The following is a 21,141-nucleotide window of genomic DNA, read 5'->3' as shown; positions in this document are numbered from 1 at the left end:
ATGTAGGCACTTACTACTCGAAAAGCACCTTTTAAAAAACGTTTAGAGACTGACGACTGTTTGGTCAGTCTCTATATTATTAAAATTCTGCAAGTTCACGCATTGCTTTTTCTACTTTATCAGGGTTTACCATGAAGTATTTTTCCATCGTCGGAGCATATGGCATTGCCGGAACGTCTGGACCAGCTAAGCGCTTAATTGGTGCATCTAATTCGAATAGGCAGTTTTCCGCTATGATAGCCGAAACTTCGCCCATAATGCTACCTTCTTTATTATCCTCAGTTACTAGAAGTACTTTTCCTGTCTTAGAAGCTGCTTCAATGATAGCTTCTTTGTCTAAAGGATAAATAGTACGCAGGTCAAGAATATGTGCTGAGATTCCATCTTTCGCTAATCTTTCAGCAGCTTGTAATGCGAAATGAACACATAAACCATATGTAATTACAGTAATATCTTCACCTTCACGTTTTACATCAGCTTTTCCAATTGGTAATACATAGTCATCTGTAGGTACTTCACCTTTAATTAAGCGGTACGCTCGTTTATGTTCAAAAAATAGTACTGGATCTTCGTCACGAATCGCTGCTTTTAGTAAGCCTTTTACATCATAAGGTGTCGAAGGCATTACGATTTTTAACCCTGGTTGATTTGCAAATACTGCTTCAACTGATTGTGAGTGATATAATGCACCGTGTACACCACCGCCATAAGGAGCACGAATTGTAATTGGACAGCTCCAATCATTGTTAGAACGGTATCTAATTCTAGCTGCCTCTGAGATAATTTGGTTAACTGCCGGCATGATAAAATCAGCAAATTGCATTTCTGCAATTGGTCTCATACCGTACATCGCTGCTCCAATTCCAACACCAGCAATTGCTGATTCTGCTAATGGAGTGTCTAATACGCGGTCTTCACCAAATTGTTCATAAAGTCCTTGTGTCGCTTTAAATACTCCACCTTTTCTTCCAACGTCTTCACCTAATACGAAAACCTTAGGATCTCTTTCCATTTCTTCACGCATTGCCATTGTAACTGCATCAATATATGAAATAACAGGCATCAAATTTTCCCCCTTACTTTACTCAGCATACACATGCTTAAGAGCAGATTCTGGTTCCGCATATGGAGCATTCTCAGCATAATCAGTTGCTTCGTTTACAAGCTTCATAATACGGTCGTTCATTGTAGTTTCAATTTCTTCTGTTAGAACGCCAACTTCTTTTAGATATGCTGCGAAAAGAATGATTGGGTCCTTTTTCTTTGCTTCCGCTACTTCTTCTTGTTCACGATAGCTACGATCGTCATCATCACTGGAGTGAGGTGTTAATCGATAAGAAATTGTCTCAACAAGAGTTGGACCTTCACCACGTCGGCCACGTTCTGCAGCTTCTTTAACTACCTTGTATACTTCTAATGGGTCATTTCCATCAACCGTATAACCTGGCATTCCATATCCAATTGCACGATCTGATACGTTTTCACATGCTAATTGTTTTTCAATAGGAACCGAAATTGCGTATTTATTATTTTCACACATGAAGATTACCGGCAGCTTATGAACCCCAGCAAAGTTTGCACCTTCATGGAAGTCACCTTGGTTAGAAGAACCTTCACCAAATGTAACGAATGTTACTAGATCCTTGTTTTCCATTTTCCCTGCTAAGGCAATACCTACAGCATGTGGAACTTGAGTTGTAACCGGTGAAGAACCAGTAACAATTCTGTTTTTCTTTTGACCAAAGTGTCCAGGCATTTGACGTCCACCAGAGTTTGGATCTTCTGCTTTAGCAAAACCAGACAGCATTAGTTCTGTAGCAGTCATTCCAAAAGTTAATACAACTCCCATATCACGGTAGTACGGAAGAACATAATCTTTTTCACGGTCTAATGCAAAAGCTGCTCCAACTTGAGCTGCCTCTTGACCCTGACACGAGATAACAAATGGAATTTTACCCGCACGGTTTAATAGCCACATACGCTCATCAATTCTACGTGATAGTAGCATAGTTTCATACATTTCAAGAACTTTTTCATCAGTTAAACCTAATGCTTGATGACGATTTTCTGTCATAATTAATAACCTCCTATATAAAAGCTTAAATTCTTTCCATTATGAATGGATTGCCTTGCCATAAACAGCTAATGCTGCTTCACCAATTGCCTCAGATAATGTTGGGTGAGGGTGAATGGTATGTGAAATCTCCCAAGGAGTTGCATCAAGTACTCTTGCTAGTCCTGCCTCTGAAATCATATCTGTAACATGTGGACCAATCATATGTACACCTAATAGGTCATCAGTGTCTTCATCAACCACAAGTTTTACAAATCCATCACTTTCACCGTAAACAAGTGCTTTCCCAATCGCTCTAAATGAAAACTTACCTGTTTTTACATTAAAGCCTTTTTCTTTTGCTTCATCTTCTGTATATCCAACACTTGCAACCTCTGGGCTACTATATACACACTTAGAAATAAGGGTATAATCGATAGGCATTGGGTTTTCGTTAGCAATATGCTCAACTGCTACAATTCCTTCATGAGATGCAACGTGAGCTAATTGCAAGCCACCGATTACATCTCCTATAGCATAAATATGGGATTCTTTTGTTTGATAAACTTCATTTGTTACGATATTTCCTCTATCAAGTTGAATCTCCGTATTTTCTAGTCCTATACCTTCAACATTTGCTTGACGCCCTACTGAAACAAGTAGTTTTTCAGCAGTAAATGTCTTTTGTTCACCCTTGTGCTCAGCTTTGATTGTTACTCCTTCTCCCTTTTCAAGTGTTTCAGGAAGTACTTTCGCACCAGTAACAATTTTTACACCTTTTTTCTTCATTAGACGCTGTAGCTCTTTTGATACTTCTTTATCTTCAGTTGGTAAAATTCGATCTGCATATTCTAACACTGTTACTTCTAAGCCAAAATCTACAAGCATCGAAGCCCATTCAATTCCAATTACTCCGCCACCAACGATTATGATTGATTTAGGTAATTCTTTCATTGCTAGTGCTTCGTCAGATGTCATTACATACTCACTGTCAGCTTCTAGACCAGGTAATGTACGCGGTCTTGATCCAGTTGCAATAATGACATTTTTAGGAATTAACATTTCGTTTTCTTCGCCATTGTTCATTTCAACTGAAATTGTTCCGGGCATCGGTGAGAAAATAGAAGGCCCTAAAATACGCCCTAATCCTTCATACACACTGATTTTCCCTTGCTTCATTAAATGCTGAACACCTTTATAAAGCTGATCAGTGATTTTCTCTTTTCTAGCTTGAACCTTTGAAAAATCTAGAGTTACATCACTTGTTAATACGCCAAATTCTTCGCTCTTTTTCGTAGTTGCATATACCTCTGCACTTCTAAGTAATGCTTTACTTGGTATACATCCAGCGTGAAGGCATGTACCTCCAAGCTTTCCTTTTTCAACAACTGCTACCTTCAATCCAAGCTGTGAGGCACGAATTGCAGCAACATATCCGCCAGTGCCTCCACCTAGAATAACTAAATCATATTCCGTTGCCATGTTCCTTACATCTCCCGTCTATTTTTACTGTGTCACTTTTGTTTGCTTTACTTCCCCTGGATAATCCTTTGCATCCTCTTCACCTCTAAGGACACGTAATGCCCCTTCAGTTAGTGCCTGAAGTTCATTTTCACCTGGTTCCACAATGACATCAGCAATCCAATTTACTTGATCAGCAATCTCCTTAACAAATTCCTTACCATAAGCAAGGCCACCAGTAAGAATAATTGCATCAACCTTTCCAGCTAATACAGCACTTGCTGCACCAATTTCTTTAGCAACCTGGTAAGCCATTGCATTATACACATTCTTGGCTTTTTCATCACCAGCTTTAATCATTTGTTCAACCTTTACTGCATCATTTGTGCCAAGATAACCTACAAGACCACCTTGACCTACAAGTTTTTTCATGATTTCTTCTCTGTAGTAATGGCCTGAGTAACATAAAGCAACCAAATCACCTGCTGGTACAGTTCCAGCACGCTCCGGGCTAAACGGCCCATCACCATGTAATCCGTTATTTACTTCAATTACTCTTCCTTGCTTATGAACACCAACGGTAATACCGCCACCCATATGAGTTACAATCAAATTTAGTTCTGTATACTTTTTACCAAGTTCCTTTGACACTCTTCTAGCAACTGCTTTTTGATTCAATGCGTGAAAAATACTTTTTCTTTCAATCAGAGAAAATCCGGAGATACGAGCAATCGGGGCTAGTTCATCTACTACTACCGGGTCTACAATAAATGAAGGGATATTTAAATTTGAAGCAATCTCATACGCTAGAATTCCACCTAAATTTGATGCGTGTTGGCCGGAGTATCCTATTTTAAGATCATGAAGCATTTCATTATTAACCTTATACGTGCCACCTTCGATAGGACGTAAAAGCCCACCTCTTCCACAAACTGCATTTAGTTTAGAGATGTTGATGCCTTCGTTATCTAGGGCTTCTAGTATTGTATTTTTTCTAAATTCATATTGATCAATAATATTTGCATATGAATTAATAACTTCACTATCATGACGAATCGTCTTCTCAAATACTGAGCGCTCATTATCAAACACGCCAATTTTCGTTGATGTTGATCCTGGGTTGATTACGAGAATTCGATATTCTTTTTCCTGCAACGTTGAAACCTCCAAAATGTTAAGTAATAGGTTATTACTTTAACACCACTAATTTGTAATAGTGGTAAAGAGAAGACAGTCTCTTTACCACTACCTTAATTATCTACGGCTAATAATACTGTGCCCGTTTTGTAAGAATTGGCTACGAGAATTTCTCATTCTCTCAATACGTTCTTCAGCCAGTCTGTCTGCTGCTAGGTAAGTTGGTATACCATCACGCTTAGCAATATCAATTACCTTTTCAATATTGTTATAAATCGTTTCTACTTTTTTCATTGCACGGTCACGATTGTAACCATATAATTCGTCTGCTACGTTGATAACACCACCAGCGTTAATAACATAATCAGGAGCATAAACGATTCCCATTTCATGAATAATATCTCCATGACGCGTTTCTTTTAATTGGTTATTTGCTGCACCAGCGATTACTTTTGCTTTAATTAATGGAATTGTTTCATCATTAATAGTTGCACCTAATGCACATGGAGCATAGATGTCACAGTCTACACTGTAGATTTCATTTGGATCAACTGCTTTTGCACCAAATTCCTCAACAGCACGTTGAACAGCTTCTTTGTTAATGTCAGTAACGATTAACTGAGCACCTTCTTCATGTAGATGTTTACATAGGTTATACGCAACGTTCCCTACACCTTGTATTGCAATAACTTTACCTTCAAGTGAATCAGAACCAAACGCTTCTTTCGCTGCTGCTTTCATACCACGGTAAACACCGTAAGCAGTAACAGGTGAAGGATTTCCTGAAGAGCCGAATGCTGGCGAAATACCAGTTACATAATCAGTTTCTTCATGAATTAAGTCCATATCTGCAACAGTGGTACCTACGTCCTCAGCAGTGATATAACGACCATTTAGCCCTTGAATATAACGACCAAATGCACGGAATAATTCTTCATTTTTATCTTTACGTGGATCTCCAATGATAACTGTTTTTCCACCACCAAGATTTAAACCAGCTGCTGCATTTTTGTATGTCATACCTTTCGCAAGGCGAAGTGCATCCTCAATTGCTGCTGCTTCTGACTCATATGTCCACATACGTGTTCCACCTAATGCTGGACCTAGTGTTGTATCATGGATAGCTATGATAGCTTTTAATCCAGATTGCTTATCTTGACAAAATACTAATTGCTCGTAATCATAAGTCTCCATATACTTGAAAATTTCCATTGTAAAATCCCCCTAAGATAAAAATTATATAGTTTTAAGCAGAACAAACTGCTAGAGCTAATGAATATAGTTTACTTTCAGCAGAATCGGCTCTTGAAGTTAATACAATTGGAGCTTTTGCTCCTGCGATTACTGCGCCAACCTTTGCATTTGCAAAATAGATCAATGATTTATATAGTGCATTCCCAACATCAATGGTTGGAACTAATAAAATATCTGCATTTCCAGCTACTTCAGATTGTATTCCTTTATGCTTTGCTGCCAATACAGAGACTGCATTATCAAGTGCGAGTGGACCATCAATATCACAATTTTTGATTTGTCCTCTTTTATTCATCTGTGTTAATGCTGCAGCATCTATGGTAGCCTGCATCGTAGGATTTACAACCTCAACCGCTGCAATCGGAGCTACTTTCGGTCTTTCAATCCCGATTGAACGAGCAATTTTCACCGCATTATCAACAATCTGGACTTTTTGGTTTAAATCTGGCTCGATATTCATTGCAGCATCAGTAACAATAATGAATCGATCGTAGCCTGCAACTTCAAATACAGCTGTATGAGATAAAACACTACCAGTCCGTAATCCATATTCTTTATTTAGAACTGCTTTTAAAATAGTAGCAGTTGAAATATGACCTTTCATTAAAACATCTGCATCTTTTGTATGAACAGCTCTTACAGCAAGTTCGGCAGATTTCGTATCGGAAATGGAATGTACAATTCTTATTTTGTCTGAATTTAAATATTCAGGATTCCTTTCCTTAATAAGTTTGGTGATTTTTTCTATATCACCGTAAAGCAAAAAGCTAGCTAGATTTCTGTTCACTGCTTCAGTTACTGCCTCTATGACTTCTGAATCCTCTGCCGCTGCAACCGCAACTGTCTTTCCAGTAAATTGGGTTGCTTTTTCAAACAATATGTCTAATTCCATTTAGTGTTTCAACCCTTTCTAGATATAATAGTGCGGCATCCAATAATACATAATGCAAGAAGTGTGCCAACTCAAAACTATTGAAAACGCTTTATTTTTATTTACATAGTTTTGCAGTTTTTTGCAATCGTGCAATTTATTGCATGCTATTATTTGCAATGTTGTATTTTTCAAGCTTATAGTATAGGCTCCTTAGCGATATACCGAGTACTTTTGCCGCTTTCGTTTTATTGCCATCATATCTATGTAAAATTTCAGTAATGACTCGCCCTTCATACTCTTCAACCAATGTTGATAATTTTTGTTCTTTTATTGAGACCTCAATCATTTCATTTTCTTCTGCTACTTCTTCGTTTTGAAGTGGCTGAATGTGCTTTGCTTGAATAAAAGTCTCGTGAAAGGCCATAAAAATAATAGCTCGTCCTAAAACATTTTCAAGTTCTCGAACATTTCCAGGCCAATTATAGGACTTCAAATGCTCAACTGCATCCTCTGTTAGACCTTCCACATTTCTTCCATAATCTTGATTAATTTTATGGATTAGATGCATAGATAAGGCTGGAATTTCTTCCTTTCTCATTCTTAGAGGAGGAATGTGGATTGGCATACGATTTAATCTATAGTATAAGTCTTCACGAAAAGTACCCTTTCCAATTCCCTTTTCTAGATTGACATTGGTAGCAGCAATTACGCGAACATTAATTGAGATTGTTTTAGTACCACCAACCCTTGTAATCTCATGTTCTTGCAATACACGAAGCAATTTGGCTTGCGTATTGGCTGATAATTCGCCAATCTCATCTAGAAAAATGCTACCATTATGTGCCTCTTCAAAGAGCCCCCTCTTTCCTCCGCGTTTAGCTCCCGAGAATGCCCCTTCCTCATATCCAAACAATTCACTTTCTAACAATGATTCAGATAAAGCAGCACAATTTACACGTACAAACTTGTTGTACTTCCGGTCACTTGCATTATGAATAGCATGAGCAAATAACTCCTTTCCTGTACCTGATTCTCCTCTAAGAAGAACAGTAGCAGGCGTTTTTGCTCCTAACTTTGCTTGCTCTATTGCAAATTGCATTTCTTCAGATGCACCAACGATATCATCGAATGAGTACTTCGCTTCAAGTGTTCTAATAATTTGCCGAGCCCTATTCAATTCATTGGTAAGCGATTTAATCTCTGACATATCATGGATTACACCGACACTTCCCTTAAGCTTGCTATCCACTATAATCGGGGCTACATTTACAATTACATCTTTTTTACTCGGGCCGACCTTCATTCTTACCCCACGTACTGGCCTTCTGGTCTGAAGTACTTGCATATGCATACTTTCACCCTCAGAAATATCGGTATTTGCAGGCTTACCAATCACTTCATCTTGTTCTAATCCAGTAATTCTAGTATAGGCTGGGTTAATTAAAATTCCTCGTCCTTCCTCATCGACAACTGTTATTGCCTCGTCCGAAGACTGAATTATAGCTTCAAGCATGGTTTGAATTTCTTTAAGGTTTGTTATTTCTTCAGCTAAATTAACAACCTCTGTAATATCCTTGAACACTGCAAAAGCACCCATTAGAAGTCCATTTTCATTAACCATCGGAATTCTAGTTGATATTACTTTACGTCCATTCTCAAGAACCATTTCTTGATTAAGTTCCGTTTCCCTTGTATGTAACACTCGTGGTAGTTTACTTGCGGAAATGACATCATAAATATGTTTCCCAAGTGCGTCCACTTTATTTAATTCAGTCATTCTTTCTGCACTACGGTTAAACAATATGATATAGCCTTTTTCATCGATTACGATCATTCCATCATGAGTGGAATTAAAGATAAGATCATGCTTATAGGTTTCCTCTTTAAAATTCGTAATTAAGGCTTCTTTTTCTTCCATTAACCTTGCTGTAATATGAGCAACCGAACCAGGTATAATCACTGTTCGTTTACTTCGTTTTTCTCTAATTTCATTAAATACCTTTTCGTCACCTGTCGTGTCTACAACGATATCAATGTTGCCCGAGATATAATCACGCCAATTCTGACCTGTTAAGACACCAAGCTGTTTTGCAAGGGCAATACCCGGTGCATCTTGGTTAATATCAACCATTGCTACAACTTCCATCATTTCCGTTTCATGAAGGATCGTTAATAAAGCACTGCCACCTTTACCGGCACCTACAATCAAAACTTTTTGCATGAAAACACCTCACTTAACTATCGGAAAATATAGAAATTTGCAAAATATTACATACACTCAAGTATGACTCATGCAAAAAATTGCAACAACCTTATCATACCGTTTTTCTCTTATCTTGACAAATAGTTTTATTCGATTATGATTTGTAAAGGAAGTCATTTTTGAAAGGTTGTTTATTATGCAACGAATACTTGCTTTAATCATTGTTCTAATACCTGGAGCCCTTGCAGCATTAGGCATAAAATATATGCGAGATGTGTTTTTTGGAATTTTAAATCCTCCAATACCTTTTTTATGGTTACAATTTTTAATTGGTTTGCTGCTGTTTTTGATCGGCTTAGGATTTGTGGCAGGATTTATTTTCTATCGAGATCGAAAGCGAAACAAAGTACAAACTCGTTTTCAAAAAAAATAAGCAAAGTGCGCTGTGCACTTTGCTTATTACTTTTTATAGTGTCTTGGAAGGGTTCAAGGGGTTATTCGCTAGAATCCACTCGCTTTCCGCGGGCAGTCCGGGAGCCTCCTCGGCGCTCTGCGCCTGTGGGGTCTCCCGTTGACACGCTACTCCCGCAGGAGTCTCGTGGATTCTAGCGAATAACCTTAACACTGAATATAGTTTATCTAAGCACAGATATAGCTTTCTTAGGATCATCTGTTATAATTCCCTCGCATCCAAAGCTTGCAAACTTTTTCATCAATTCGATTTTATTAATAGTGAAAGGCCTTACGGCAATACCTAGGTCATGAGATAATTTCACTGTTTCCTCTTTTACAACAGGATGGTAAGGATGGATAGCTCCTGCTCCTAATGTAGCTGCGTATTCCCAAGGTTTATAAATCCCCTCCATATAAATAAGTGCTGTTTCAATTTCAGGAGCAAGCTGATGAAACTTAACCATACTGTAATGATTGAAAGATGAAATGATTACACGGTTAGATAAATTATATTTATAAATTAGTTCCAACACCTTTTCCTCAATGCCTTCATACTCCACTAATCCATTTTTTAATTCTACATTAAGAATCATATTATTATCAGTTGCCCAACTAAAAACCTCTTCTAATGAGGGAATTCTACAAACACCTAGTTTTTTAGAGAATTTATAGCTTGCATCAAATTTCTGTAATTGCTTATACGTATATTCTTTGACCCACCCTTTCCCATTTGTTGTCCTGTTTACTGTTTCATCATGAATGACAACAACGACACCGTCTTTACTTAATTGCACATCCAACTCAATCCCCTCTGCTCCGACTCTCAAAGCTTCCTTGAAGGCTTCCATCGTATTTTCAGGATGTGTAGAAGAAGCACCTCTATGGGCAAAAATCTTTGTCATAAGAATAACCTCCGTTTTTTTGATATACTTACTACATAGTAAATGTAGGAGGCTACCAAAATGCGACCATTACAAATATCCGCAGAAACAGCTCAGAGATTAGCAAAGGCATTAAATGTTCCACTTGAACAAATCATGCACATGCCACAGCATATTCTTATTCAGAAAATGATGGAGCTTGATAAAAAGGATGAGGCTTCAAAAAATAATGAATAAAAGAAAAAGCCCAATTAATCTTTTTTTGATTAATTGGGCTTTATTTTATTTAAAAATATAATTTCAATTAAAGTCTATTCGTCCTTACCCTCTCAAGAAGCCTTATGCTCTAAACGAAGCTTATCGGCTACCATTGCGATGAATTCGGAATTTGTAGGCTTTGCCTTTGTCATGCTCACTGTATAACCAAATAAAGAAGAAATCGAATCGATATTACCACGACTCCATGCTACTTCAATTGCATGACGAATTGCACGTTCAACACGGCTAGCTGTGGTATTGTATTTCTTCGCAATGTCAGGGTATAGAACTTTAGTAATAGAACCTAATAGTTCAATGTCATTATAAACCATTGAGATCGCTTCACGTAAATATAGGTAACCTTTAATATGAGCTGGTACTCCTATTTCATGAATAATGCTTGTTATGTTCGCATCCAAGTTTCTTGGCTTAGATTCAGCTGTAGACTGAATAGATGAAGTTCTGTAAGTTGAACCTGAACGTCTAACAATTGGTGCTGCATTTCCACTCACTTGTCGAATATGACTAGCAAGATTCTCCATATCAAACGGTTTTAGGATGAAATAAGATGCACCTAAATCAACCGCTTTTTTGGTAACATCCTCTTGACCAAAAGCAGTTAGCATAATGACATTTGGTTGTTTATCCTTTTTAATGTCACGTAATTTCTCTAATACCGCTAATCCGTCCAAATGAGGCATAATTATATCTAGAACCAGAACGTCTGGATCATTATCTTTTAGGATGTTTAAACATTCTTGACCATTATATGCTACACCAAGAATTTCCATATCATCTTGGCTAGAAATGTACTCCTCTAATAAACTTACAAGCTCGCGGTTGTCATCAACCACACACACCTTAATTTTTTTCACAATTCTTCCTCCTCGATTTCCTAAGTCCGAAATATTTTGTGTTATATATTTATTCTAAAGGAAGAATTCGACAATGCAATATAAAATCCTCTATTTTTTTAAAAAATTAGTAAAAAATCTAGAAAATCTATTTTTTTCTCCTATTTCCTCTGTTTTTCGACTAAATACGCCATTTGACAATTGAATCATTGTGATTTTGTCGAATTATCTTTACTTACCTATATTTTTAACATAATTCCAAAGAAAAAGCGAGCAAATTTAGCTCGCTTTTTGTCCATCTTTTTCATAAATATTGATCCCAGCCTCATTTAGCATCCATTCAATATGCACACCATAACCTGATGTTGGGTCATTAACAAAAACATGGGTTACTGCCCCGATGACTTTTCCATCCTGAATGATTGGACTTCCGCTCATTCCTTGAACAATCCCACCAGTTTTCGAAAGAAGTTTTTCATCTGTGATTTTGATAACCATCCCTTTAGTCGCAGGGAATTTTTGAGGTACTGTACTCATTATTTCAATGTCAAATTCTTCAACCTTATCGTTATCAACCACTGTCAAAATTTTTGCAGGGCCTTCTTTAATCTGATGTGATAAAGCGATTGGCATTGGTTTGTCCATAACTCCATTTTTAATTTCCTTTGAAAGAACACCAAAGATTCCAAATGGACTATTACGTGTAATTGTACCGATTACATCTTTTCCACCCGAAAAGCGCGCTAGTTTCTCTCCAGGATCTCCGTTACTACCTTTTTGAATAGATGTAACTGTGGAACGAACAATTTGTCCGTCTTGGACAACAATTGGTTTTTTGGTGTCCATATCAGAAATCACATGTCCTAATGCTCCGTATTTTTTTGATTCTGGGTGATAAAATGTCATTGTCCCTATTCCAGCCGCTGAGTCTCTAATATATAAACCGATACGATAGGCATGGTCATTCTTATCTTTAAGAGGTACTAATTTGGTTTCGAATTTTTCATTTTCTCTAGAAATGACTAAATTTAGGGGATTTCCTGTTTTACCTGCATCTTGTACAAACGGTGTAACATCACTCATTTTTTCAATTTTTGTACCGTTTATTTCTGTAATAATGTCTCCTACTTGAATACCTGCAATTTCTCCAGGAGATTTCTTACCATCTTGCGTTTCAATCTGGTGATGTCCAACCACAAGGACACCAACAGTATTCAGTTTTACTCCGATTGATTGACCACCTGGTATAACCTTAAAATCGGATAATACATTAACATCAACTTTTTTAATGGGAAGACCTGCTAATTCTAAAAGCATTTGTCCTCTTCCACTATCATGCGTATTTAGCGTAAGTGAGTCTGATTCCTTGTTTAGTGTCATCGAATCGCTATCGCTATTTAATGTGGCTGATACTGGTACTGAAAGATCGAATTTGCTATTCTGCCCTTCAAAAACCGTTAATTCTTTTGGTATTGCTATATATTCCTTTAAGGGCGTGCAAAATCCTAAAGCGACTAGTGAAACAAGGAGAAATGTACCTATAAGTTTTCTCATTCTGTCTCTATTCAATCCACTTCACTCTCCTCGCTCCTAAATCCCACACCAAAATTTCTTTGGCTACATTCTTTAATTTGACCCTAGAACGGAACAATTATAACCGAAATGAGGTTAAAAAAAGCTACCCTTTTTGGATAGCATTTCAATTTTGTTTTATTTTCGTTGCAAAACCAAGGAGTTCCTTGGCATGTTCCTTTGTCAAATCTGTAATTTCTACTCCTGAAATCATACGACCAATTTCTTTTATTTTTTCTTCCTCATTTAATGGTGTAACTGAGGTTTTTGTTCTCCCATCTTCTGATTGTTTTGCAATAAATAGATGGGTATCAGCCATTGCAGCAACTTGTGGAAGATGTGAGATACACAACACCTGTGAGTCAATAGAAACACGATGTATCTTCTCGGCGATTGATTGTGCAACCCTTCCACTTACACCTGTATCAACCTCATCAAAAATAATCGAGGTGATTCCTTGATGCTTAGAAAAAATACTCTTCATCGCTAGCATAATTCTCGATAATTCTCCACCAGAAGCAACCTTCGCCAAGGGCTTCATCGGTTCACCAGGGTTTGTTGAAATATAAAATTCTATCTCATCATTCCCATTTAAGGTGTACTTTACATTTTCCCCATCTAAGAGTGGGTCCTCATAGGAACCTTTTACCTGTTTGAAGTAAATATCAAAAACAGTTTTTTCCATGTATAGTTCACGAAGTTCTCGATGGATGGCCTGGATTAATTCAACTGCAAACTTCTTACGAATGGATGTAAGATTTTTAGCTTCTAGACTTAGATCATCGGTTACGGAGGTTAGATCTTTTTTAATGTTATCTACGTGATGATCTCTATTTTGGATTTTCTCGATTTCTTCCTCTATTTTTGCAGCATACTCTATAATATCTCCAACCGTCTGTCCATATTTTTTCTTTAAATGACCAATTTCATTCAATCTACTTTCAATTAAATCTAATTTATTTGGATCAAATTCCAAAGCATCTAACTGTTGACGGATTTTATATAGTGTTTCTTCAAGTAGGTAGTAACTATTGGAGATAGTTTCATGTATTTCTTTTAATGAATCATTAATTTCAGAAATATCTTCTGTGTGACCCATAGCATGTCCCAACCAGTCTAGGCCTTTTTGATCCCCGCTTAGTGCTTCGTAGCTTTTATTGAGCCCTTCAAAAATAGACTCAAAATTAGAGATATTCTTCCTCTCTTGAAGAAGTTGAATGTCTTCATCGATTACTAAATTCGCCTTCTCTATTTCTTTATGCTGAAACAGTAAAAGGTCTAAGCGATGAGCCATTTCCTGCTCATTCTCACTTAATTCCTTTAGTTTTCGTTTAAGTTCGGTATATTGCTTATAGATGTCTCTATATTCTGTTAAAGCCTCATCAACCACTTCTCCCCCGTACTGATCAAGCAAAGAAAGGTGTAGTTCCGAATTCATAAGCTCTTGATGCTCATGCTGTCCGTGAATATCCATTAATGTTCTGCCAACTTCACGAAGAATGGAAATAGTCACTAACTTTCCGTTGATTCTACAGACACTTTTTCCATTACTCAAAATATCTCTTCGTAAAACAACCATACCTTCTGTGGCATCAATGCCAAATTCTTTAACTTTATCATAACAAGGATGAACATCTTCTAATAAAAAAAGCCCTTCAATCTCTGCTTTATTCTCACCGTACCTAACAAATTCTGCAGATCCACGACCACCAACGAGTAGATGAATGGCATCGATGATAATGGACTTACCAGCACCAGTTTCTCCTGATAAAACTGTTAAGCCTTTTTCAAATGAAATAGAGAGTGATTCTATAATTGCGAAATTTTTTATTGATAATTCAGCTAACATATAATCTCACCTTAGACTTTATTTTTAAATCGTTTACAGCATGTCTAAGAAGCGTTTTGAAATAATTTCAGTATCTTCTGGCGTTCTACAGATAATAAGGATTGTATCATCTCCGCAAATTGTTCCTAAAATGTCATCCCAGTCTAGATTATCAATTAGGGCACCAATTGCATTTGCATTACCAGGCATTGTTTTCATAACCAACATATGACCAGCACTGTCTATTCTAATGAATGCATCCATAAGTGACCTTTTAAGCTTCTGTAGCGGATTAAACCGTTGGTCTGCTGGTAGGCTATACTTGTATCTTCCGTCCAACATAGGTATTTTAACAAGGTGAAGTTCCTTTATATCTCTTGATACGGTTGCTTGGGTTACATTAAAGCCACCATTTTTTAAGATATCCACTAGTTCGTCCTGTGTTTCGATATCATTGTTTGCAATGATTTCTCTAATCTTAATATGTCTTTGACCTTTATTCATTTTCTCACCTCACCATTATTCAAAAATGTTGTATGTTTATACCTGTTATGTTATATGAAATTTGAAAAAAAGTACATTTTTTTCGGTATTTTTTCCTATTTTTGTCGAAGTATGTTGTCTAAATAGGGATAGTAAAACTTGCCTGTTGATTTCCGCTGAAGGACCTCGCTTTCCGAGGGCGGTCCGTGAGCCTCCTCGGCGATTTGCGCCTGTGGGGTCTCACTTTGACGCGCTACTCCCGCAGGAGTCTCGTACCTTCAGGGGAAATCAACATAGTATTAAAGTTACCTAAAGTATTAAATAGAAAAAAAAGAGAATAACGATAAACGTCATTCTCCTGTTGTTTCTTTATTTGCTTTTAATGTTGCATGGGCTTCGGCAACTATGGTTTCTACTGATTTTTTTAGTTGTTTTTCTCCAGTTTCCTTGTGTCCAGTCCAGTGTAGATGTAGAAGGAATTCGATGTTACCATCGCCACCGGTTATTGGTGAGAAGGACGCATTTTTACAATCATAGCCCTGTCCAATTGAGAAATCGATGATCGTTGAGAGTACTTGTTCGTGTACTTTTGCATCTCGTACGATTCCTTTTTTTCCGACTTGCTCTCTGCCTGCTTCGAATTGGGGTTTTACGAGAGCAACTACATCACTGTCAGCTACTAAAAGTGTTTTTAAAACTGGTAAAATTAGTTTCAAGGAAATAAAGGAAACATCAATTGAAGCAAATTGTGGCATTCCTTTACTTAAGTCGGCCGGTGTGACATATCGAAAGTTTGTCCTTTCCATTACAACCACACGCTCATCCTGACGAAGTTTCCAAGCCAACTGATTATATCCTACATCTACTGCATAAGACATTAATGCACCATTTTGGAGGGCGCAATCCGTAAAACCTCCCGTAGATGAACCAATATCCAATAGGATTTTGTTTGAAATATCGAGAGAAAACTCCTTCAAGGCCTTTTCAAGCTTTAACCCTCCCCTACTAACATAGGGAATGACATTTCCTTTTACCGTAAGCTGGATATCTATTTCTACTTTTTCTCCTGGCTTATCTAACCTAACCTCGTTTGAATAAACAAGCCCTGCCATAATGGTACGTTTTGCTTTTTCACGCGTTTCAATTAATCCACGCTCAACCAGAAGTACATCAAGTCGTTCTTTTTTAGTACCCATTCTTTTTTCAAGCCCTCTTTTGTTTTATAGGTGTTATTTTACGGATTCGATTGATAACTTCTTCAGTCGTTAATCCAATCTCTTCTAACAGAGCATTCACGCTACCATGTTCAATAAATTTATCGGGAATACCCATTCTATCTATTACAGACTGATAGTGATGATCGTGGGCAAATTCTAATACCGCACTACCAAACCCACCTTGTAATACTGCTTCTTCAAGTGTTAAAACTGGAATGTTCTGAGCAAAGATCTCATGAAGCATAGTCTCATCCATTGGTTTGATGAATCTTGCATTTATCACTTTTACTGAAAAGTCTTCCTTTTCAAGTTGTTCAGCAGCCTCTAGCGCCATCGGAATGGTTGTACCAAAGGTAAGAATAATTGCATCTTCACCCTCTTTTACTACTTCCCATGAGCCGATTGGAATTGTTTTTAGCTCATCGTCCATTTTAACACCTAGTCCATTACCTCTTGCATAACGAAGTGCAATAGGACCATCATCATACTTTAATGCTGTATAAACTAAATGTTGACCCTCATTTTCGTCCTTTGGCATCATAAGAACCATATTAGGAATATGACGCATAAACGCAATATCAAACACACCTTGATGTGTTTCTCCATCTGCACCTACCAGCCCGGAACGGTCTATTCCGATAAAAACATTTAAGTTTTGCCTACAAATATCGTGAACAACTTGATCGTATGCACGTTGTAAGAATGTTGAATATATCGCTAAAAAAGGCTTCATATTTTGGGTTGCTAGTCCAGCTGCCATTGTGGTTGCATGTTGTTCGGCAATCCCTACGTCAAACATTCGGTCCGGGAATTCCTGAGCAAATTTTTCGAGCTTTGAACCAACAGGCATTGCAGGAGTTACAGCAACTATTCGTTCGTCCTCTCTAGCTACCTTTCTGACTGTTTCACTTACTAAAGCACTCCATGCTGGAGCTGTAGTAGTTGATTTAACGAAGTCCCCTGTCTCAATTTTATAAGGACCCGTACCGTGCCAAGTCCCAATCGTATCAGATTCAGCAGGGTGATAGCCTTTACCCTTCTTTGTTATAACATGTAAAAGCACTGGACCTTTTGTCTTTTTAGCATATTGAAGGTTACTAAATAAGTCTTCAAAGTTATGTCCATCAACTGGTCCTAAGTAAGTAAAGCCGAGTTCTTCAAAGAATACACCTGAAACTAGTAGATACTTGAGGCTATCCTTCACACGTTCAGCTGTTGTCGCAAGCTTTCCACCAACCGCTGGTATTTTTTTAAGTAGCATCTCTAGTTCATCTTTAACCCAATGGTATTTCCCTGCAGTACGTAAGCGACCTAATACTGAATGTAGTGCACCAACATTCGGTGCAATTGACATTTCATTATCATTTAAGATAACAATCATATCTTTCTTTTCATGTCCAATATGATTTAATGCTTCTAGTGCCATCCCGCCTGTTAATGCACCATCGCCGATAATTGGAATAACAAATTCCTTGGATTTCTTCAGATCTCTTGCAACCGCCATTCCCATTGCTGCAGATAAAGAAGTTGAACTATGGCCTGTTTCCCAAACATCATGCTCACTTTCAATACGCTTTGGAAACCCACATAATCCTTTATATTGTCTTAATGTATCAAATTCACAGGCTCTACCTGTAAGAATCTTATGAACATACGATTGATGACCAACATCCCAAAGAAACTTGTCTTTTGGACTCTCAAACTCCTTATGTAGTGCAATTGTTAATTCAACTACACCTAAATTAGGACCTATATGCCCTCCAGTAGCTGAAAGCTTCTCAATTAAAAATTGACGGATCTCAGAGCTAAGCTTTTCTAGCTGCTCATTGTTCATACTTTTTAGGAATTGAGGGCTTTTTATTGATGAAAGATCCAAATAGACCACTCACTTTCATTTAATTTCATTGTAATTTCCAATTAATTGAATCGATTTTAGTTCATTTTAATATAACTTTTTCTAATTGTAAAAATAGCCGTTAACACCTGCGTGATAACGGCAATTCTAAGTATATTGACATCAATCTGTTTTCACTATTTAAATAAAGATAATAGTTGCCGTATACTAATAGAATTTACCACTATGAGTATACCATAAACATTTTCTTGCCTCAATTTAATCCTTAATGATTACGTGTAGCAATCAAATCGCAAATCTTTAAAAGCTTATCTGTATTTTCTAACTCTATGCTAGCTAATATGTTTTTTGCTTCATCAATATGAAATGTTAACTTATCCTTCGCGCCTTCCATTGTAAGTAGAGATGGATAGGTACTTTTTTCATTAAGCTGATCACTGCCAACACGTTTACCTATATTCTCCTCAGTACCTTCAATATCAAGAATGTCATCTCTAATTTGAAAAGCTAGCCCAATGTGATAAGCAAAGCTTTCTAATTTTTGAATTTGGTCATTTCTTGCCTTTGAAAGAATAGCACCAGCAATTACACTAAACGCTAGCATCTTCCCTGTTTTATGGATATGGATATACTCTAACTCTTCTAAGCTTAAGTTCTTCCCTTCTCCCTCCATATCAGCAATTTGACCGCCTACCATCCCTTCAGGCCCTGCTGCCTTTGCTAGGTTAGTAATAAGGTCTAGCTTCATTTGTGGTGTAACCTCTGAATGATCCATATCTGATATCAGTTGAAAACTGTATGTAAGCAGTCCATCTCCCGCTAATATTGCATTTGCTTCTCCAAATACCTTATGATTTGTCGGTTTTCCCCTTCTTAAATCATCATCGTCCATACTTGGTAAATCATCATGGATAAGAGAATAGGTATGAATCATTTCAATTGCACAGGCAACAGGTAAGCCAATTTCGAAACAATTTTTGAAACTATCAAGGGTAGCAAATAATAATAATGGTCTTATTCTCTTACCCCCAGCTTTTAGTGAATACATCATCGCTTCTTTTAATACTTCTGGTGAATGCAAGCGTTCAATCATAACAGGAAGACTTGCTTCAATCATCTCTTTATTTTGAGCAAGGAACTTTTCAAAATCTGATGTGGTCACTCTATTCATCCCCCTGAATAGTGAAGGGCTCTAGCTTTCCATCTTCGCGTAAAATTTGATCCATTTGTTTCTCAACGTTTTGAAGCTTATCATGACACAGCTTTGATAATTTCATTCCTTCTTGAAAGTAACTAATCGCTTTTTCAAGAGGAACATCGCCTTCTTCTAATCGTTCTACAATCTCTTCTAACTTTTCCATGGCATCTTCAAATGTCATTTGTTTTTCTTCAGTCATGTAATGTCCTCTCCTCTACACCAACAACTTTACAATCAATTTTACCATCCTGTAACTGTACGCTTAAAGACTCCCCAGCTTTTACACCCTTCACACTCTTCACCAGTGCTTCCTGCTGATCATATACCAGACTGTAGCCTCGTTCCATTATCTTCAAAGGACTTAATGCCTCTAATTTTGAAAGGGTAGAAGAAAACATAAATTGTTTTTGATTTACAATTTGTTTCACTTCTTTTTGCAATATTTTCTTAACCTGCAAGAAACGTTCATTTGCCTTTTTGATTTGCTCCTCAGGGTGATTATGTTCAAGTCGAACGGATAACCGTTCAAATTTCTCCTGGTTTCTTTCTAAGTTTCTCGTTCCCGCTCTTTCTAATCGTTCGTATAGGCGGTCAAGCTGTTGTTCCTTTTGTACATAAAGATTTTTTGGATGCCTGAAAGCATAGGAATTTTGTAATTTATTAAACCGTTCTTGTTCATAGCCAATTGTGGACTTAAGTGCTCTAATTAAACGTGTTTTCCTTGATAAAAGCTTATCCGCTAAATCTACCATATGTGGTACTGCAAGCTCAGCAGCTGCAGTCGGGGTTGGTGCACGTAAATCCGCCACAAAATCTGCTATTGTAAAATCAGTCTCGTGTCCGACAGCTGATATTACTGGAACTTCGGATTTAAAAATTTCCCTGGCAACGACTTCTTCATTAAATGCCCACAGTTCTTCTATAGATCCTCCACCTCTACCAACGATTAAAACGTCTAAGTAACCTAAGTTATTTGCTGTAGAAATGGCATTAGCAATAGAAGAAGGAGCGTTTTGTCCTTGAACTAAAGCAGGGAGGATAATCACTTTCCCGATTGGATAACGCCTCTTTATGGTAGTTAAAATATCTCGTATAGCTGCACCTGTTGGCGAAGTAATGACTCCAATATATGTTGGGAATTTTGGGATTGGTTTTTTATAATCTGAATGAAATAGACCTTCTTGTTCTAGCTGTTTTTTTAGCTGTTCGAAGGCTAAGTATAAATTACCAATCCCATCAGGTTGCATCTCTTTTACATAAATTTGATAATTTCCATTACTTTCAAAAACAGAAATTTCTCCCCTAATTAGCACCTTCATGCCATCCTCAGGTGTGAATTTCATGTTACGGTTTTGGCCAGAAAACATGACTGCTTGTATTCTGGCATTTTGGTCCTTTATCGTAAAATACATATGCCCACGACTGTGGGCCTTAAAGTTCGAAATTTCCCCCTTCACTAATACATCCTGAAGGTGTGGATCAACATCAAATTTACGTTTTATGTATTTGGTTAAAGCTGTAACGGTTAGGTACCTAACTTCACTCATAAAAAAACCCCTT

At 37.3% G+C, this 21,141-nt stretch carries 19 protein-coding genes; 2 read left to right on the top strand and 17 right to left on the bottom strand.

The window, feature by feature from the left end:
• Positions 1–79: 79 nt before the first annotated feature.
• The 7 genes from J2Z26_RS08600 to J2Z26_RS08570 all read right to left on the bottom strand — a co-directional run bounded on the left by J2Z26_RS08600 (position 80) and on the right by J2Z26_RS08570 (position 9,000).
• The gene (locus tag J2Z26_RS08600) at positions 80–1,063 is read right to left on the bottom strand and encodes an alpha-ketoacid dehydrogenase subunit beta (RefSeq protein ID WP_193539665.1); all 984 of its coding nucleotides are present in this window, start codon (positions 1,061–1,063) and stop codon (positions 80–82) included.
• Between the two features lie 18 nt (positions 1,064–1,081).
• Positions 1,082–2,074 carry a thiamine pyrophosphate-dependent dehydrogenase E1 component subunit alpha gene (locus tag J2Z26_RS08595; RefSeq protein WP_193539666.1) on the bottom strand — a complete coding sequence of 331 codons (993 nt, stop codon included), beginning with the start codon at positions 2,072–2,074 and terminating at the stop codon, positions 1,082–1,084.
• Between the two features lie 39 nt (positions 2,075–2,113).
• On the bottom strand, positions 2,114–3,535 hold the full coding sequence (gene lpdA / locus J2Z26_RS08590; RefSeq protein WP_193539667.1) for a dihydrolipoyl dehydrogenase: 1,422 nt from the start codon (positions 3,533–3,535) through the stop codon (positions 2,114–2,116).
• Between the two features lie 24 nt (positions 3,536–3,559).
• Positions 3,560–4,669: a butyrate kinase gene (buk, locus tag J2Z26_RS08585; RefSeq protein ID WP_193539668.1), complete on the bottom strand. Its 1,110-nt coding sequence runs from the start codon at positions 4,667–4,669 to the stop codon at positions 3,560–3,562.
• A 99-nt stretch (positions 4,670–4,768) separates the two neighbouring features.
• Complete coding sequence (gene bcd, locus J2Z26_RS08580; RefSeq protein ID WP_193539669.1) at positions 4,769–5,863, bottom strand: branched-chain amino acid dehydrogenase; 1,095 nt, start codon at positions 5,861–5,863, stop codon at positions 4,769–4,771.
• A gap of 34 nt (positions 5,864–5,897) precedes the next feature.
• Positions 5,898–6,797, bottom strand: coding sequence for a phosphate butyryltransferase (gene yqiS, locus J2Z26_RS08575; protein ID WP_193539670.1), 900 nt, complete (start codon positions 6,795–6,797; stop codon positions 5,898–5,900).
• A 136-nt stretch (positions 6,798–6,933) separates the two neighbouring features.
• Positions 6,934–9,000 carry a sigma-54 interaction domain-containing protein gene (locus J2Z26_RS08570; RefSeq protein WP_193539671.1) on the bottom strand — a complete coding sequence of 689 codons (2,067 nt, stop codon included), beginning with the start codon at positions 8,998–9,000 and terminating at the stop codon, positions 6,934–6,936.
• A 178-nt stretch (positions 9,001–9,178) separates the two neighbouring features.
• Between J2Z26_RS08570 and J2Z26_RS08565 the strand changes: the two genes are divergently transcribed.
• The gene (locus J2Z26_RS08565) at positions 9,179–9,415 is read left to right on the top strand and encodes a DUF2627 domain-containing protein (protein ID WP_193539672.1); all 237 of its coding nucleotides are present in this window, start codon (positions 9,179–9,181) and stop codon (positions 9,413–9,415) included.
• Positions 9,416–9,617: 202 nt separating this feature from the next.
• Here J2Z26_RS08565 and J2Z26_RS08560 read toward each other — a convergent pair whose 3' ends face one another.
• A complete protein-coding gene (locus J2Z26_RS08560) occupies positions 9,618–10,337 on the bottom strand; it encodes a glycerophosphodiester phosphodiesterase (RefSeq protein WP_193539673.1) in 720 nt (239 codons plus the stop codon).
• 60 nt (positions 10,338–10,397) lie between these two features.
• Here J2Z26_RS08560 and J2Z26_RS08555 point away from each other — a divergent pair, with 60 nt between their 5' ends.
• The gene (locus J2Z26_RS08555) at positions 10,398–10,553 is read left to right on the top strand and encodes a YycC family protein (RefSeq protein WP_193539674.1); all 156 of its coding nucleotides are present in this window, start codon (positions 10,398–10,400) and stop codon (positions 10,551–10,553) included.
• Between the two features lie 92 nt (positions 10,554–10,645).
• Here J2Z26_RS08555 and spo0A read toward each other — a convergent pair whose 3' ends face one another.
• The 9 genes from spo0A to xseA all read right to left on the bottom strand — a co-directional run bounded on the left by spo0A (position 10,646) and on the right by xseA (position 21,128).
• Positions 10,646–11,449 (bottom strand): sporulation transcription factor Spo0A, encoded by an 804-nt coding sequence (gene spo0A, locus J2Z26_RS08550; RefSeq protein WP_193539675.1) that lies wholly within the window; start codon positions 11,447–11,449, stop codon positions 10,646–10,648.
• Between the two features lie 258 nt (positions 11,450–11,707).
• Positions 11,708–12,997, bottom strand: coding sequence for a SpoIVB peptidase (spoIVB, locus tag J2Z26_RS08545; RefSeq protein ID WP_193539676.1), 1,290 nt, complete (start codon positions 12,995–12,997; stop codon positions 11,708–11,710).
• Between the two features lie 130 nt (positions 12,998–13,127).
• Complete coding sequence (recN, locus tag J2Z26_RS08540; RefSeq protein ID WP_193539677.1) at positions 13,128–14,849, bottom strand: DNA repair protein RecN; 1,722 nt, start codon at positions 14,847–14,849, stop codon at positions 13,128–13,130.
• A gap of 33 nt (positions 14,850–14,882) precedes the next feature.
• Complete coding sequence (ahrC, locus tag J2Z26_RS08535) at positions 14,883–15,332, bottom strand: transcriptional regulator AhrC/ArgR (RefSeq protein WP_193539678.1); 450 nt, start codon at positions 15,330–15,332, stop codon at positions 14,883–14,885.
• 329 nt (positions 15,333–15,661) lie between these two features.
• Positions 15,662–16,507 (bottom strand): TlyA family RNA methyltransferase, encoded by an 846-nt coding sequence (locus J2Z26_RS08530; RefSeq protein ID WP_193539679.1) that lies wholly within the window; start codon positions 16,505–16,507, stop codon positions 15,662–15,664.
• Positions 16,508–16,514: 7 nt separating this feature from the next.
• Positions 16,515–18,404: a 1-deoxy-D-xylulose-5-phosphate synthase gene (gene dxs, locus J2Z26_RS08525; RefSeq protein ID WP_193539680.1), complete on the bottom strand. Its 1,890-nt coding sequence runs from the start codon at positions 18,402–18,404 to the stop codon at positions 16,515–16,517.
• Positions 18,405–18,648: 244 nt separating this feature from the next.
• Positions 18,649–19,545: a polyprenyl synthetase family protein gene (locus J2Z26_RS08520; protein WP_406565570.1), complete on the bottom strand. Its 897-nt coding sequence runs from the start codon at positions 19,543–19,545 to the stop codon at positions 18,649–18,651.
• A 1-nt stretch (position 19,546) separates the two neighbouring features.
• Entirely contained in the window at positions 19,547–19,780 is a 234-nt protein-coding gene (locus tag J2Z26_RS08515; protein WP_193469466.1) for an exodeoxyribonuclease VII small subunit, read from the bottom strand.
• Positions 19,773–21,128, bottom strand: a complete 1,356-nt coding sequence (gene xseA / locus J2Z26_RS08510; RefSeq protein ID WP_193539682.1) for an exodeoxyribonuclease VII large subunit — start codon at positions 21,126–21,128, stop codon at positions 19,773–19,775. Before xseA ends, J2Z26_RS08515 begins: the two co-directional genes overlap by 8 nt.
• Positions 21,129–21,141: the final 13 nt, after the last annotated feature.

Source organism: Cytobacillus luteolus (genome assembly GCF_017873715.1).
Classification (GTDB): Bacteria; Bacillota; Bacilli; order Bacillales; family Bacillaceae_L; genus Bacillus_BV; species Bacillus_BV luteola.
Note: the sequence above shows the minus strand (reverse complement) of the source record. Positions and strands in the feature narration are given on the sequence as shown.

Bases quoted from the DNA above. Each gene is read 5' to 3' on its own strand.
- bcd (WP_193539669.1), bottom strand. From the start codon at position 5,863: ATGGAAATTTTCAAGTATATGGAGACTTATGATTACGAGCAATTAGTA.
- J2Z26_RS08515 (WP_193469466.1), bottom strand. From the start codon at position 19,780: ATGACTGAAGAAAAACAAATGACATTTGAAGATGCCATGGAAAAGTTA.
- J2Z26_RS08555 (WP_193539674.1), top strand. From the start codon at position 10,398: ATGCGACCATTACAAATATCCGCAGAAACAGCTCAGAGATTAGCAAAG.
- J2Z26_RS08530 (WP_193539679.1), bottom strand. From the start codon at position 16,507: ATGGGTACTAAAAAAGAACGACTTGATGTACTTCTGGTTGAGCGTGGA.
- J2Z26_RS08570 (WP_193539671.1), bottom strand. From the start codon at position 9,000: ATGCAAAAAGTTTTGATTGTAGGTGCCGGTAAAGGTGGCAGTGCTTTA.
- ahrC (WP_193539678.1), bottom strand. From the start codon at position 15,332: ATGAATAAAGGTCAAAGACATATTAAGATTAGAGAAATCATTGCAAAC.
- J2Z26_RS08565 (WP_193539672.1), top strand. From the start codon at position 9,179: ATGCAACGAATACTTGCTTTAATCATTGTTCTAATACCTGGAGCCCTT.
- xseA (WP_193539682.1), bottom strand. From the start codon at position 21,128: ATGAGTGAAGTTAGGTACCTAACCGTTACAGCTTTAACCAAATACATA.
- lpdA (WP_193539667.1), bottom strand. From the start codon at position 3,535: ATGGCAACGGAATATGATTTAGTTATTCTAGGTGGAGGCACTGGCGGA.
- recN (WP_193539677.1), bottom strand. From the start codon at position 14,849: ATGTTAGCTGAATTATCAATAAAAAATTTCGCAATTATAGAATCACTC.
- yqiS (WP_193539670.1), bottom strand. From the start codon at position 6,797: ATGGAATTAGACATATTGTTTGAAAAAGCAACCCAATTTACTGGAAAG.
- J2Z26_RS08560 (WP_193539673.1), bottom strand. From the start codon at position 10,337: ATGACAAAGATTTTTGCCCATAGAGGTGCTTCTTCTACACATCCTGAA.
- J2Z26_RS08600 (WP_193539665.1), bottom strand. From the start codon at position 1,063: ATGCCTGTTATTTCATATATTGATGCAGTTACAATGGCAATGCGTGAA.
- J2Z26_RS08595 (WP_193539666.1), bottom strand. From the start codon at position 2,074: ATGACAGAAAATCGTCATCAAGCATTAGGTTTAACTGATGAAAAAGTT.